The 13,201-nt window shown below is 63.0% G+C and carries 13 protein-coding genes and 1 other RNA gene; 7 read left to right on the top strand and 7 right to left on the bottom strand.

What is annotated here, in order from left to right; genetic code table 11:
* Nucleotides 1-17 precede the first annotated feature (17 nt).
* Together hrpB and QHC67_RS14350 are read left to right on the top strand one after the other, a co-directional pair.
* Nucleotides 18-2,462, top strand: coding sequence for an ATP-dependent helicase HrpB (gene hrpB / locus QHC67_RS14355; protein ID WP_319295350.1), 2,445 nt, complete (start codon nucleotides 18-20; stop codon nucleotides 2,460-2,462).
* A gap of 55 nt (nucleotides 2,463-2,517) precedes the next feature.
* The gene (locus tag QHC67_RS14350) at nucleotides 2,518-2,796 is read left to right on the top strand and encodes an ETC complex I subunit (protein WP_319295349.1); all 279 of its coding nucleotides are present in this window, start codon (nucleotides 2,518-2,520) and stop codon (nucleotides 2,794-2,796) included.
* A gap of 99 nt (nucleotides 2,797-2,895) precedes the next feature.
* On the opposite strand, the gene QHC67_RS14345 is transcribed toward QHC67_RS14350, so the two are convergent.
* Genes QHC67_RS14345 through QHC67_RS14330 form a run of 4 tightly spaced genes read right to left on the bottom strand, consistent with a single transcriptional unit; the run spans nucleotide 2,896 to nucleotide 5,456 of the window.
* Nucleotides 2,896-3,423, bottom strand: coding sequence for an NUDIX hydrolase (locus tag QHC67_RS14345; protein ID WP_319295348.1), 528 nt, complete (start codon nucleotides 3,421-3,423; stop codon nucleotides 2,896-2,898).
* A complete protein-coding gene (locus tag QHC67_RS14340) occupies nucleotides 3,420-4,103 on the bottom strand; it encodes a hypothetical protein (RefSeq protein ID WP_319295347.1) in 684 nt (227 codons plus the stop codon). The genes QHC67_RS14345 and QHC67_RS14340 overlap by 4 nt, the downstream gene beginning before the upstream one ends.
* Entirely contained in the window at nucleotides 4,103-4,876 is a 774-nt protein-coding gene (locus QHC67_RS14335; protein WP_413818549.1) for a TPM domain-containing protein, read from the bottom strand. The genes QHC67_RS14340 and QHC67_RS14335 overlap by 1 nt, the downstream gene beginning before the upstream one ends.
* A gap of 19 nt (nucleotides 4,877-4,895) precedes the next feature.
* Nucleotides 4,896-5,456: a LemA family protein gene (locus tag QHC67_RS14330; RefSeq protein WP_319295377.1), complete on the bottom strand. Its 561-nt coding sequence runs from the start codon at nucleotides 5,454-5,456 to the stop codon at nucleotides 4,896-4,898.
* A 190-nt stretch (nucleotides 5,457-5,646) separates the two neighbouring features.
* On the opposite strand from QHC67_RS14330, the gene mscL reads away from it, so the two are divergent.
* The 4 genes from mscL to QHC67_RS14310 all read left to right on the top strand — a co-directional run bounded on the left by mscL (nucleotide 5,647) and on the right by QHC67_RS14310 (nucleotide 7,713).
* Nucleotides 5,647-6,099 (top strand): large conductance mechanosensitive channel protein MscL, encoded by a 453-nt coding sequence (gene mscL, locus QHC67_RS14325; protein WP_319295345.1) that lies wholly within the window; start codon nucleotides 5,647-5,649, stop codon nucleotides 6,097-6,099.
* A gap of 93 nt (nucleotides 6,100-6,192) precedes the next feature.
* The gene (locus tag QHC67_RS14320; RefSeq protein WP_319295344.1) at nucleotides 6,193-6,525 is read left to right on the top strand and encodes a hypothetical protein; all 333 of its coding nucleotides are present in this window, start codon (nucleotides 6,193-6,195) and stop codon (nucleotides 6,523-6,525) included.
* Nucleotides 6,526-6,656: 131 nt separating this feature from the next.
* Nucleotides 6,657-7,006, top strand: a transfer-messenger RNA (tmRNA) gene (ssrA, locus tag QHC67_RS14315).
* A 320-nt stretch (nucleotides 7,007-7,326) separates the two neighbouring features.
* Nucleotides 7,327-7,713, top strand: a complete 387-nt coding sequence (locus QHC67_RS14310; protein ID WP_319295343.1) for a tetratricopeptide repeat protein — start codon at nucleotides 7,327-7,329, stop codon at nucleotides 7,711-7,713.
* Between the two features lie 81 nt (nucleotides 7,714-7,794).
* On the opposite strand, the gene QHC67_RS14305 is transcribed toward QHC67_RS14310, so the two are convergent.
* From QHC67_RS14305 to QHC67_RS14295, 3 genes are read right to left on the bottom strand one after another with little or no spacing between them, the layout of a single operon-like run.
* The gene (locus tag QHC67_RS14305; protein WP_319295342.1) at nucleotides 7,795-8,637 is read right to left on the bottom strand and encodes a class I mannose-6-phosphate isomerase; all 843 of its coding nucleotides are present in this window, start codon (nucleotides 8,635-8,637) and stop codon (nucleotides 7,795-7,797) included.
* On the bottom strand, nucleotides 8,634-10,280 hold the full coding sequence (locus QHC67_RS14300) for an amidohydrolase (RefSeq protein WP_319295376.1): 1,647 nt from the start codon (nucleotides 10,278-10,280) through the stop codon (nucleotides 8,634-8,636). Before QHC67_RS14300 ends, QHC67_RS14305 begins: the two co-directional genes overlap by 4 nt.
* Before the next feature lie 11 nt (nucleotides 10,281-10,291).
* Nucleotides 10,292-11,161: an NAD(P)-dependent oxidoreductase gene (locus QHC67_RS14295; protein ID WP_319295341.1), complete on the bottom strand. Its 870-nt coding sequence runs from the start codon at nucleotides 11,159-11,161 to the stop codon at nucleotides 10,292-10,294.
* Between the two features lie 107 nt (nucleotides 11,162-11,268).
* On the opposite strand from QHC67_RS14295, the gene QHC67_RS14290 reads away from it, so the two are divergent.
* On the top strand, nucleotides 11,269-12,516 hold the full coding sequence (locus QHC67_RS14290; RefSeq protein ID WP_319295340.1) for a threonine ammonia-lyase: 1,248 nt from the start codon (nucleotides 11,269-11,271) through the stop codon (nucleotides 12,514-12,516).
* The last annotated feature ends 685 nt before the right edge of the window (nucleotides 12,517-13,201 follow it).

The raw sequence follows: 13,201 nt of genomic DNA, 5'->3' as shown, positions 1-13,201 counted from the left end.
GGGAGAGTGTGATCGCAATGACTGACCTTCCGATCCATGCCGTACTGCCTGACTTGCTCGACGTTCTGCGGGCAACCAGCAATGCCGTACTCGTAGCGCCGCCCGGTGCGGGCAAGACCACAGCGGTTGCGCCCGCTCTGCTGAGCGAGCCATGGTGTACCGGGCAGATCTTGCTGCTCTCGCCCCGCCGCCTCGCTGCCCGCGCCGCAGCGGAGCGCATATCCGAGATGCTGGGCGAAGCGCCCGGCGGCACCGTGGGATACGCAACGCGCATGGACAGTCGCCAGTCCGCGCGCACGCGGCTGCTGGTCCTTACCGAAGGCATCTTCCGCAACCGCATACAGGATGATCCCGAACTGGCGGGCGTAAGCGCCGTGCTGTTCGACGAAGTCCATGAGCGCAGCCTTGACAGCGACTTCGGTCTGGCGCTCGCGCTGGATTCGCAGGGTGCGCTACGCCCGGGCCTCCGCCTGGTGGCTATGTCGGCCACGCTCGACGGAGGGCGCTTCGCGGCGTTGATGGACGGCTGCCCGATCATCGAGAGCGAAGGCCGCATGTTCCCTCTCGATCTGCGCCACATCGGACGCAATTCCGAAAAGCGCATCGAAGACGAAATGGCCGCGGCGGTGAAGCGCGCCCTTGCCGAGGAACCCCAAGGCGATATCCTCGCCTTCCTGCCCGGCGTAATGGAGATCGAGCGCACCGCCGAACGCCTTGCCGGACTGCCCGGCGCCGTTCGCGTACATCGCCTCCACGGCTCCCTGGAACCCGCTCAGCAACGCGCCACACTCCGGCCAGCCGGGGCAGGGGAGCGCAAGGTCATCCTTGCCACCAGCATCGCCGAAACCAGCCTCACCATCGATGGGGTCCGCATCGTCATCGACAGCGGCCTAGCGCGTCGCCCCCGCTATGATCGTGCCGCCGGGGTGACGCGGCTGGTCACGGAGAAGTCCAGTCAGGCATCGGCGACCCAGCGGGCGGGGCGCGCCGCGCGTCAATCGCCGGGCGCTGCCTATCGCCTTTGGGAAGCAGCGGCCACGGCGGGGATGCCGCCCTACGATCCTCCGGAGATACTGGAGAGCGATCTTTCGGCGCTGCTGCTGGACTGCGCTTTGTGGGGCGTAGGCGATCCCACGACCCTGCGCTGGATCGACTCGCCACCCTCTGCAGCCGTCGAGGAGGCGCGAACTCGCCTGAAGGCGCTGGATGCGCTCGATTCCGAAGGGCGTATCACGCCCCACGGCCGCCAGATCGCAAAGCTCCCCCTGGCGCCACGGATCGCCCACATGCTGGTGCGCGCAGCCGAACGCGGGCTGGCGCAAGTCGCCGCGGAGATTGCCCTGCTGCTCGGTGAACGCGGCCTGGGCGGCAGCGACACGGACCTGTCCCAGCGGCTGACACGTTGGCGCCGGGAAGGCGGCCCGCGGGCGGAAGCGGGCCGCAAGCTGGTGAAGCGCTGGACCGGCCTTGTCGGCGGCCAAGGCGGAGGCAATGCCGATTCCGCGGGTCTCTGCCTCGCCTTGGCCTTCCCGGATCGCCTCTCCAAGCGCCGCTCGGCGGACGGCGCGCATTGGGCCAGCGTCGGCGGGCGCGGCTTCAGGCTGGACCCTCTGAGCCCCCTTGCACGCGAGGAATGGCTGGCAGTCGGCGAAGTACAGGGCAATGCCGCAGGCGCGCGCATCCTCTCCGCCGCGCCGATATCCGAAGCGGAAGTACTGGCGTTGTTCGGAGATCGCATCGCCGAACATCGCGTCGTGCGATTCCGCTCGGAAACCGGCGGCATCGAAGCCCTGCGCGAGCGGCGATTGGGAGCGCTGCGCCTGACCTCCGGCTCCGACGAGCGCCCCGATCCCGATGCCGTGGCCAACGCGCTGCTGGAAGGTGTGCGGGGAGGGGGGATTGACCTGCTCCCATGGTCCGAAGCCGCGCAGTCGCTGCGGATGCGCGCTGCCTTTGCCGGAGTAGAGGAACTGTCCGACGCCGCTCTGATCGGGACGCTCGATGATTGGCTCCCCTCGCTCCTCACTGGCAGGCGGCGACTTGCGGACATCGGCCGCTCGGCGCTGTCTCAGGCCTTGGAAAACATCATCGGCTGGGACGGCAAGCAACGCATCGGCCGCCTCGCGCCGCCGGAGTTCGTGTCCCCCGCAGGCAGTCACCACGCCATCGACTATGCGGCAGAGGGCGGCCCCCGAGTCGAACTGCGCGTGCAGGCACTCTACGGCCTGGCCACGCACCCCTGCGTCGGAGAGAGGCAGGTGCCGCTGGTGCTCAGCCTCACTTCGCCTGCCGGGCGGCCGATCCAGACCACCCGCGACTTGCCCGGTTTCTGGGCCGGAAGCTGGACAGCAGTGGCCAAGGAAATGCGCGGCCGCTATCCCCGCCACCCCTGGCCGGACGATCCGGCGGCGGCGGCGGCGACGCTGCGCACGAAAAGGGCGGACGCGCGCGGGAAATCTTGACCTCCCCAGGCGTTCCGGGGCAAAGCCGATCGCGAAACGCCCATCGGAGAATGCCGTGCCCGCTCGTATCTATCAGATCCCGAAGAACGCGATGCAATCGGGCAAGGCGCGCACCGACACCTGGGTGCTGGAGTTCGTACCCACCGAGGCCAAGAAGCCCGACCCGCTGACCGGCTGGGCCGGCTCCGGCAACACGCCCGAGCAGGTAAGCCTGAAATTCCCCACGCAGGATGCGGCCAAGGCTTATGCGGATCGGGAGGGCATCGACTATACGGTCGTCAATACGCCGCCCAAGACGCTGAAGATCCAGACCTACGCCGACAATTTCCGGTAAAGCATTTTCGAAGCAGATGGCATCATCTGCTGGCTCAGAAAATGCGGAAAATAAAAGACAATCAGAGCGTAATCCGATCCTGTACGATCGGATTACGCTCTAAGCCTGCAGGAAGCTGCTTCCCAGCAGGATCAGCAGTTTCACGTCCATGGCGAAACCGCGCTCGCGCATTTCGGTGACATAAGCGGGCAGCGTGGAGAGCGGCACACGGTGGACGATGATGTCTTCATCATCCACGCCGCCGCCTTCGCCGACCTGCACCAGCTCCGTTGCCCGAAACAAAGTGAAGCTTTCCGAGACCATGCCGGGAGAACTGAAGAACTCTCCCAATATGGCGATCTCGCCTGCGCGGTAGCCGGTTTCCTCTTCCAACTCACGAGCGGCGGCGATTGCCGCGTCCTCGTCCGGAATGTCGCCATCGCCGACAAGTCCCGCGGGCAGCTCCAGACAGCGCCGCCCCAAAGGCACGCGATATTGATCCACCAGCAGCACATGCCCGTCATCCACGGCCAGGATCACGGCTGCCTTGATGCCGCGCGCCCGCCCAACATATTCCCACGATCCGCGCCGCTTCGCCGCAATATAGCGGCCTTCCCACATGGTCTCTTCAGGTGCGTCGATGGTCATAACTCTATCAGTCGGTCCGGGAGTTCGTTGCGGTCGTCCGCACTGCGGGGGAAATGTTCGGCCAGCACCGCGCCCACGATCTCGACCGCGCGCGCCATGCCCCGGCCGGGATGTCCGGCACGAACCTCTTGGATGAGCGCGGCCATTGCGTCCCCCCAGACTTCGGGCACCACTTTGCCGTTGATTGCTGCATCCGCGACGATCTCGGCCCGATGCTCGTCCAGCGAGAGGTAGATCAGAACGCCGGTCTTGGCGCGCGTGCGGGCCTCGACAGCCGTGCGGAAGAGCGTGATCGCCCGCCGCCGCACCCGGCGCGCCTTTGTGGCCTTGGGCGTCAACAGCATCCTGAGCGGCATGATCGCGAGCAGATAGCGGACGACCAGGAACTTGACGATCAGCAGCACGAGCAAGGCCGTCAGGAACTTCCAGTCCTCCAACTCATGCTCCCAACTGCCGATCAGCGTCAGCACGGCATGTTCAAACCATTGCGGAAACGCCGCCACCAGGGACAACGCCACCAACATGGCCGCCACGGCCCAGTGCAGCCCCACATCATGATAGCTGTCGGATCGGCGGGCGATGATCGTCACGATCTCGCCGTCGCTGGCCTCTTCGGCACGCGCGACGGCATTGCTGACGAGGCTATGGTCGGCTTCGGACAGATGTTTGAATTGCACCATCACCAGTCCCCCGAAGCACCGCCGCCGCCGAAGCTGCCGCCGCCGCCCGAGAAACCGCCGCCCCCGCCAAAGCCGCCGCCTCCACCCCAACCGGAGCCACCGCCGCCGATCCCTGGGCCCCAGATCACGACCGGCAAGCCTCCGCGCCGATGCCTGCGTCCGCCCCGCCGCCCGAACAAGGCAGGCAGCACGAAGAACAGCAGGATCGCGATCCAGAAGATCACCATGAAGCCATTGCCGCCGCTATCGCCGCTCTGCTGAGTCCGCTCCGCAGCAGCCGCCTGCGCGCGGGCTTCTGCGGGAGGAAGGGTGAGCAACGTCGCGATCGCACTCGCGCCCGCCTCTATGCCGCCCGGATAATCGTTCGCCTTGAAGCGCGGTACGATCGACTCGCGGATGATCCGCGAGGACAAAGCGTCAGTCAATATGCCTTCCAGCCCATAGCCGACTTCGATCCGCACCTTCCGCTCGGTCGGAGCAACGATCAGCAACGCGCCGGTGTTCTTGTCCTTCTCGCCGATCCCCCAGTTGCGCCCCAGCCGGTAGCCATAATCGGCAATGTCGTAATCCTGAAGGCTCGGGATCGTCGCGACCACCAGTTGCCGCCCGCTCTGCTGCTCCAGCGCCGCCAGCCTGTCGGTCAGCGCCTGTTCGCGCGCGGGGTCCAGCAGGTTCGCGGCATCGACGACGCGGCCCGTCAGCTTGGGAAACTCCTGCGCCCACGCGCCCGGCGCGAACGCCAGCAGCGCCCAAAGCAGGCAAAGGCGCAGGATCGTCTTCACGGGCGGGATATCAGCCGCCGAAGTCGACCTTGGGCGCTTCTTCGGCGCCGGGAGTCGTCGCCTGATAGGGCGTCATCGGCTTGGCGCCGTGGATCAGCTTCGCGCCGATCGCGTCCGGGAAGGTGCGGATGCGCGTATTATACGCCTGAACCGACCCGTTGTAATCGCGAATGGCGACCGCGATACGGTTCTCCGTTCCTTCCAGCTGCGACTGCAACTCCAGGAAGTTCTGATTGGACTTGAGATCGGGATAGGCTTCGACATTGGCCAGCAGCCGTCCCAGAGATTGGCTGAGCGCACCCTGCGCCGCCTGGAACTGGGCGACCTTGGCAGGATCGGAAAGATCCTCGGCGCTGACCTGAACCGATGTCGCCTTGGCGCGTGCCTCGGTGACGCGCACCAGCGTGTCCTGCTCCTGCTTGGCCGCACCCTTCACCGTGGCGACGAGGTTGCCGATCAGGTTGGAGCGCCGCTGGTACTGTGCCTGAACGTCAGCCCACTTCGCCTTCGCATCTTCCTCGGCGGTCGGCACGCTGTTGATGCCGCACGACGCCAGCGTCATCGCAGCCATGGCGGTAAAGAGAGCAGGGGCCAGCCTGCGGAAGGAAAAAGATCGGCGGATCGACAAGGACGGCATCGAAAACTCTCCCCATGAAACTGGTCGGTCGCATAGCTAGGCGTTGTGCGCGTCCTCCGCAACTGGACATCGCGCTTGCACTTCTGCATCTTCCAGGCTTGATGCAGCCAGACGGGAACTGAAGATGACGATAGTTTCGGAATTCAAAGCCTTTGTGGCGCGCGGCAACGTGCTCGACCTTGCCATCGGCGTCATCATCGGCGGCGCATTCGCCACCATCACCAAGTCGATCACCGACGATCTGATCATGCCTGTAGTCGGCTGGCTGTTCGGCGGTGTCGACTTCTCCAGCTATTTCGTGCGGCTGGGCCCGATCCCCGCAGGTTTCCGGGGTTCGCCCGATAGCTACGTCGACCTGAAATCCGCCGGCGTCGCCATGTTCGGCTGGGGGCAGTTCCTGACGGTCGTCGTCAATTTCCTGATCCTCGCCTTCATCATCTTCCTGCTGATGAAGGGCGTCAATCGGCTGCTCCTGTCGCATTTGAGAGAGAAAGAAGCGGAAGCGGCAATTACGTCGGAGGAGGTTCTATTACTGCGGCAGATTCGTGATTCGTTGCAGGCCAGCCCAAAGCTGTAAGTGGCGCCAAAAGTTACGGATGCGACGACCCGTGGAACCTTAGCGATGGAAACCAGTTAGAGCGGATTGGACGATTGCCGCACCTGAGCGCGATTGCCCAAATGCGCTATGTCTGCCCGAGGGGGCGTAACAGGAGAATTATCCGTGAAAACCTTTGTCAAAGTGCTTGGTCTCGCCAGCCTCGTAACGCTCGCGGCTTGTGATTCCGCGCAGGAGAACAAGGTAGAAAACGCCTATGAGAACCAGGCGGACGCTTTGGAAAACCAGGCGGACAAGATGGAAGACAAGGCGGACAACCTGACCGGCAACGCAGCGGCCTCCGCTGAAAACGTCAGCGACGCTCTGGAAGAGAAGGCCGACGCCACGCGTGAAGCAGGCGACGCAGCCGCTGACAAGGTCGAAGATAAGGTCGATAACGCGAACTGATCGCCTTGATCTGATCGCCTGATCCGACCCGGAGCGGAAACGCTTCAGCCTGATCGTCGAAAAGGGGAGCCCTGCGGAAGCGAGGCTCCCCTTTTCTTTAGGTGAAGTATTTGGCTGGAATTTGCCCGCAGTCACTTTTCATTCAGGCAATCGCGCCTATATAGGATCTGTCGGGTTTGCCCGACTATGGCGATAAATTGTGCCGTGTAATAGACGCAGCGGACGCGGGGGCAGTACCCGCCGGCTCCACCAAATGCCCCGATGCTTTCAGCATTGGGGGCACCTGACGGGGCCGAACCAGGATCGACGTGTGTTCAAAGACGGTGTTTTTGCCCGGCCCGAGTAAGCCGTGAAACTGTTCAAAACCCATAAGTGCCAACGATAACGAAGCACTCGCTCTCGCAGCGTAATTGAGGCCTCACGGCTGAGATTACTCTAAAAGAACGCGGTTGGACCCACCGGGCAACAGAAGGGTTACGGCGGCTTCCGGGAGAGCCGAGCAACAGAATCTCCCGGACCTCTTGCACCACCGGATTTGTGAAGCCGCCAGCCTTAGCTGATCGCGGCTATGAGCCCTTCGCTGCGGATAACCTGCGAATCGCCTTACCTTCTATCTCCCTGAGAAGTTTGTTGCGCTTTTATGACAACAGGTATCATAAATCTCAGACTCAGATCAATTCGGACGAACCCACTGATAACGCTTAGATAAATCTTCATCCCGCCCTTACAGGCGATATTGTCAGGCCGTCATAAAAGTGAAATACTCATCGCTATAGTAAGAAGTTTTTTCTGGAGGATGCGATGGTCAAGCGGTCTTTTGTCACCATGGGTGCAGCGTTGCTCGCCATGGGCATTTCGGCTTCCGCATCGGCAGGGACGCAGACGGAAGTCGGCTATGCTCCAGGTGCTCTCGGCGTATCGGCGATCCTCAGTGGAAATTATGACGCCGCCGCTGAAAGGCTCAACAGCCTGGAGGGCACCACCAAACGCGATCCGGCTCGCTTGATCAATCTCGGTAACGCCTATGCAGGCATGGGCCGAACGGCGGACGCAGATCGCGCTTATCGCAAGGCGATGAAAGCCATGCCCGTAGATCTGTTGCTCGCCGACGGTTCGGTTGCGTCGTCGCGCGACATTGCTCGCGAAGCCCTGAGCCGCCTGCCGCGCATGACTTACGCGTCGCGCTGAATCACGCCACCAGGGAGAGGCGTCTGACCCGGCGGCAGTGCTAAAAAACGCCCGCCGCCGGATCCCCTTTTTACAGTCAGGTTACTTGAACGCGATAAACCCGGCAGTATCCTTGCTGACGGTGAGTTCAACGTCGTCCTCGATCAGCCAGCACTCATTGGCCGACCAGTCCTGACCGTTGATTTGTCCCGCGCCGGTAATGGGCACGAACCAGCAGGGCTTGTTGCTGGGGAGGCTCGGCTGGGCGCCTGCGCTCCATGACACCATGTCCATCGTAAACGGCGCATAGCTGCCGTCCACCACGCGGTCTTCGGTCCCCAGTGCCAGAACACGGTCACCTTCGGGGAAGGGCTTAGCTTTGCTGACGGACACGCCCTCGTCCAGATGCAACTCGCGCGGCCTGCCATAGTCGAACAGACGATAGGTCACGTCGTTATTCTGCTGGACTTCCACCAATGTCACGCCCGCGCCGATCGCATGTACCGTGCCTGCAGGAATGTAATAAAAGCTCCCCGGCCGCACCGGCTTCCAGTCCATCAGCGCTTCGATCGAACCATCCATCGCCGCTGCCCGCAATGCCTCACCATCCAGTTCCTGTGTCATTCCGATGCCGAGCCGCGCGTCGGGCTCCGCGTCCAGCACATACCAGCATTCGGACTTGCCGCCTGTCAGGCCCCGGTCCTTTGCTTCCGCGTCGTTGGGATGCACCTGCACCGACAGCTTTTCGCTCGTGAAGATGTATTTCACCAGTAGTGGCGGATGCCGTCCTTCCGGCCCATCGAACCAGATCTCACCGATTTTCTTGCCATCGGGATTGGGAAAGATCGCGGGCAAGTCATACCGGCCCCAGGGCTTTTCCACTGTCTTCTGAGTCAGGCGAACCGCCGCTCGCTGCTGCACGCCCTGCTGCTGCCCGGATGTCATTTGCTCGTTCCCTTCACATAGACTCGCTTGCCCCCCACCCATGTCTCCAACACTTGCGTTTCTCTTATCTCGGCAGGCCTGGCGAGGGTGATATCCCGGTCGACCAGCACGAAGTCCGCCTGTTGTCCCGGCGCGAGCGTTCCAAACCGCTTCTCGGCAAAGCCCGCATAGGCCGCGCCTTGCGTAAATGCCGCCAGCGCCTCCTCGATGCGGATGCGCTGCTGCGGCATCCAGCCGCCGAACGGCTCCCCCTTGGCATCCTCGCGCGTAATGGCGACGGCTATGGCGGAGAACGGGTTGGCTGACTCCACGGGCACATCCGATCCAAAAGCGAGCCGAACCTTGTTGTCTAGCATCGTCCGCCAGGCATAAGCGCCCCGCAGCCGCGCTTCGCCCAGACGCGCGGTCGCCATCCGCCAGTCGGAGGCTTCATGCACCGGCTGCATCGAGGCAATCGTGCCATGCGCGGCAAAGCGCGGCAGGTCGACGGGATCGACGATCTGCGCATGTTCGATCCGCCAGCGCCGGTCGCCCTTGTAGGTGTCGGAAAGCTCCTCGATAGCGTCCAGCACTTCAGCGTTAGCCTGATCGCCGATCGCGTGTACGGCGATCTGGAAGTTGTCCATCGCCGCGCGGCTCATCTGGTTGCGCAACTGTGTCGATCCGATCAGCGCCAGCCCCCGCTGCCCCGCCGCGTCGCTGTATGCCGCCTTCAGCCAAGCCCCACGCGATCCGAGCGCGCCATCCATATATAGCTTCACGCCGCCGAGCCGCAGCCGGTCATCATACAGCCACATCGTCGGTTCCGGCCCGGCGATCGCGATCATGTTCTCGATCCCGGACGCATAGGCCATGATCCGCACGCGCAATGCGCCATGGTCGCCCGACCGGCGGAACGTCTGCCAGTCGTCCATGCTCGTGCCCATGTCGGCAATGCCCGTTACGCCATAGGAAAGCAGCTTCTCCTGCGCCTTTGCAAAGGCAAGGTCGCGGTCCTTGGGCGCAGGCGGCGGCACCACCCGCGCGATCAGCGTTTGCGCCGCGTCGATGAAAACGCCCGCGGGCTTTCCACCCGCCATTTCGATGCGCCCGCCCGGCGGCGCCTTGGTCGCAGCGCTGATGCCTGCAGCTCTCAGCGCCGCAGTGTTCGCCCAGCCGGCATGACCGTCCACGCGCTCCAGCCAGACCGGGATGTCCGCGACCGCAGCATCCAGATCAGCCGCCGTGGGGAAACGCCCAAGGCCCCACAGTTCCTGGTTCCAGCCTCTCCCGATAATCCACTTTCGCCCGGAATTCTCACGCGCATAGGCCGTGATCTTCGCCTGTGCCTCTACCAGCGAGCGCGTTCCCGACAGATCGAGCGTCATCAGCGAGAAGCCCAGGCCCATCACATGCCCGTGCGCGTCGATCATGCCGGGCAACAGCGTGCGGCCCTTGCCGTCCAGCTTGAAGGTGGGGCGCTCGGGCCGCTTGTCCTTGCCCTTCAACAGCTTCTCGATCCTACCGTCGTCGCCGATGACAAGCGCGTCGAACGAGACCAGCTTGCCCGTGTCGTCCAGCGCCACGCCATTGACGTTGTCGATCAGGCCGGAGGCGAGGGCGGGAAGGGGAAGGGCTGAACCGCACAGCGCAGCGGCCAGCATTATGCGCGACTTCATACGCGCGTGATCCGCCGCACCAGTGCGCTGGTATCCTGCCGGTTGCCGCCCATCGCCTGAACGTCGGCATAGAATTGATCGACCTGCGCCGCCATCGGCAGCGTCGCGCCATTGCACCGCGCTTCCTCAAGCGCCAGCCCAAGATCCTTGCGCATCCAGTCCACGGCGAACCCGAAATCGAAGCTGTCCTGCGCCATCGTCTTCCAGCGGTTCTCCATCTGCCAGCTTTGCGCCGCGCCGCCGGAAATCGCCTCGAACACCTTGTCGAGATCGAGGTCGGAAGCTTGCGCAAAACGCAGTCCTTCGGACAGTCCTTGCAGAACGCCCGCGATGCAGATCTGGTTCACCATCTTCGTCGTCTGCCCGGCGCCGGCTACGCCCACATGCACGATCCGGGCGGCATAGCATTGCATCACGATCCGTGCCGCCTCGACCGCCGGTTCGGTGCCGCCGCACATGATGGAGAGCTTGCCGTTTTCCGCCCCCGCCTGTCCACCGGACACCGGCGCGTCGACGCAATGCAGCCCCCGGCTCTCGCCTTCGACGAACAGCTGCCGGGCGATGCGCGCCGACACCGTCGTATGATCGATGAACAGCGAACCCTTCTTCATCGCCCGAAAGGCGCCGTCGCGTCCCAATGTGACAGCCGCCAGGTCATCATCCGCGCCGACGCAGGTGATGACCACCTCCGCCCCCTCGGCCGCCTGCATGGGACTGACGGCGACGGTGCCGCCGTACATTTCGGACCACGCCTTCGCCTTGCCGATGGACCGGTTGTAGACGCTGACGTCATGCCCCGCCTTTGCAAGATGACCCGCCATTGGGCCGCCCATCACGCCCAGGCCGATAAACGCTATATTTGCCATTGCACTCGCACAGATAGAGCCGCCAAGAAGATGCAGACCCGGCATAAGGGCAGTTTTCGGCAAGAGCCAGTTTCTTCTTGCGCGCCGATGGAGTAGGGGCAGCTGCGATGAATACGCTGACCAAGATCGAGGGCGCGCTGCCGCTGCCCGTAACCGTGGACGACATATTGGCCGCGCGGGCCCGGATTTCGGGCTCCATCGTGCGGACGCCGACACTCATTAGCCGCACGCTTTCGGACATGGTCGGGGCCGAGGTCTATCTCAAGTTCGAGAACCTTCAATTCACTGCCGCTTACAAGGAACGCGGCGCACTCAATCGCCTGTCGTTGCTGGGCGACGCGGCACGCGCCAAAGGCGTGATCGCGGCATCCGCCGGCAATCACGCGCAGGGGCTGGCCTATCACGGCGCACGCCTTGGCGTCCCCGTGACGATCGTAATGCCGACGACGACGCCGACCGTGAAGGTCATGCAGACCGAAGGCCATGGCGCAACTGTGGTCCTGCACGGCGAAAAGTTCGATGACGCCTACACATATGCCCGTACGCTGGAGAAGGAGCGCGGCCTGACGTTCGTGCATCCCTTCGATGAGCCGGACATCATCGCAGGGCAGGGCACCATTGCGCTGGAAATGCTCGAAGACGCGCCTGCAATCGACACGCTGGTCATTCCGATCGGCGGCGGCGGGTTGTTCTCCGGCATGGGCACCGCAGCGCGCGCGATAAAGCCGGATATGCGGCTCATCGGCGTGCAGGCGGAACTCTACCCCTCGATGTACGACCTTATCAAGGGCGAGGATCTTGCCTGCGATGGAGACACGCTGGCGGAAGGCATAGCCGTCAAGCAGCCCGGCCTGCTGACGCGCCGCTTCGTGGAGCGGCTCGTCGACGACATCCTGTTGGTCAGCGAACGGGCGCTTGAACAGGCCGTGAGCCTGCTGCTCCAGATCGAGAAGACGGTCGTGGAAGGCGCAGGCGCCGCGGGTCTTGCCGCCCTGCTGTCGCACAAGGCGATGTTCGCGGGCCGCACCGTCGGGCTGGTGCTATGTGGCGGCAATATCGACACCCGGCTTCTCGCCAATGTGTTGTTGCGCGACCTGGCGCGATCGGGCCGCCTCGCGCGCCTGCGTATCCGGCTTCAGGACCGGCCGGGCGCGCTGTTCCAGATCGCCCGCATCTTCGATGAGCAGAAGGTCAACATCATCGAGATCTATCACCAGCGCGTCTTCACCAGCCTGCCTGCCAAGGGGCTGATCACGGACATCGAATGCGAGACGCGCGATGATTCGCACCTGCAGGGGTTGATCGCCGCGATCGCGGATGCTGGCTACGAAGTCGCGCCTGTAGAGTTAGCGTAAACCACAGGACAAATGGCGGCGCTCAGGATCAACCGGCCCGGAGCGCTGCACATCGCTGTTTCAATTCAGGATGAGAACCGCGACGCCGACGAAGCTGGCGAATAGGACGACAATTCCCGCCGCCCGTGAAACCGACGAAATGATGCTTTCTACTAAGCGATCCTGATGCGGAGTCGCTGCCGCATATGCATTCATTTCACTGTTTGAACTGTAATTCATGTTGCTGACCCATCAGTTACGCCGAAGGAGCAATGCTCCTGGTGGCGTCACCCTTCCCCAAGCGATGTGTTCTTCCGACTGTATGTAAGTGTTTTTTTCGGTGTGACAACAGACGATTGCATGTAGCGGCGGGATCGAAAGGCTGTTTACTGCAGTGCAGCAATATGTTGTGTGTCTAATAGCTATCCATCACCGCAAATTCTTCACAATATATCACGTAACATATCTCTTCAGCTTTTAAGTGATACAAAGAATCTGAAAATGTTTCGCGGGAAGCCCGTCTAATATACTGTACGATGACTATAATATAATAAGTACTTCGTCGGATTCGACTGGTCCCCAACCTCGATTTTGACGGCCGATCTGTGCATGCCGATCGCACCGCGATTCAGATGGGGACCTCCAAAAACCCCTAGCCAATGGCTGCGTGATTTGATTCATTGCGGCTGACGGGAGGTGAGGATGC

This window comes from Sphingobium sp. (genome assembly GCF_033795625.1).
GTDB lineage: Bacteria > Pseudomonadota > Alphaproteobacteria > Sphingomonadales > Sphingomonadaceae > Sphingobium.
The sequence above is the reverse complement of the archived record's forward strand: the minus strand, read 5'-3'. Positions and strand labels throughout refer to the sequence as shown.

Coding starts and splice junctions, on each gene's coding strand:
- QHC67_RS14330 (WP_319295377.1), bottom strand. CDS start 5,456: ATGGCTGCGATGACGCTGGCGTCGTGCGGCATCAACAGCGTGCCGACC.
- QHC67_RS14310 (WP_319295343.1), top strand. CDS start 7,327: ATGGTCAAGCGGTCTTTTGTCACCATGGGTGCAGCGTTGCTCGCCATG.
- QHC67_RS14305 (WP_319295342.1), bottom strand. CDS start 8,637: ATGACATCCGGGCAGCAGCAGGGCGTGCAGCAGCGAGCGGCGGTTCGC.
- mscL (WP_319295345.1), top strand. CDS start 5,647: ATGACGATAGTTTCGGAATTCAAAGCCTTTGTGGCGCGCGGCAACGTG.
- QHC67_RS14345 (WP_319295348.1), bottom strand. CDS start 3,423: ATGACCATCGACGCACCTGAAGAGACCATGTGGGAAGGCCGCTATATT.
- QHC67_RS14295 (WP_319295341.1), bottom strand. CDS start 11,161: ATGGCAAATATAGCGTTTATCGGCCTGGGCGTGATGGGCGGCCCAATG.
- QHC67_RS14290 (WP_319295340.1), top strand. CDS start 11,269: ATGAATACGCTGACCAAGATCGAGGGCGCGCTGCCGCTGCCCGTAACC.
- hrpB (WP_319295350.1), top strand. CDS start 18: ATGACTGACCTTCCGATCCATGCCGTACTGCCTGACTTGCTCGACGTT.
- QHC67_RS14340 (WP_319295347.1), bottom strand. CDS start 4,103: ATGGTGCAATTCAAACATCTGTCCGAAGCCGACCATAGCCTCGTCAGC.
- QHC67_RS14300 (WP_319295376.1), bottom strand. CDS start 10,280: ATGCTGGCCGCTGCGCTGTGCGGTTCAGCCCTTCCCCTTCCCGCCCTC.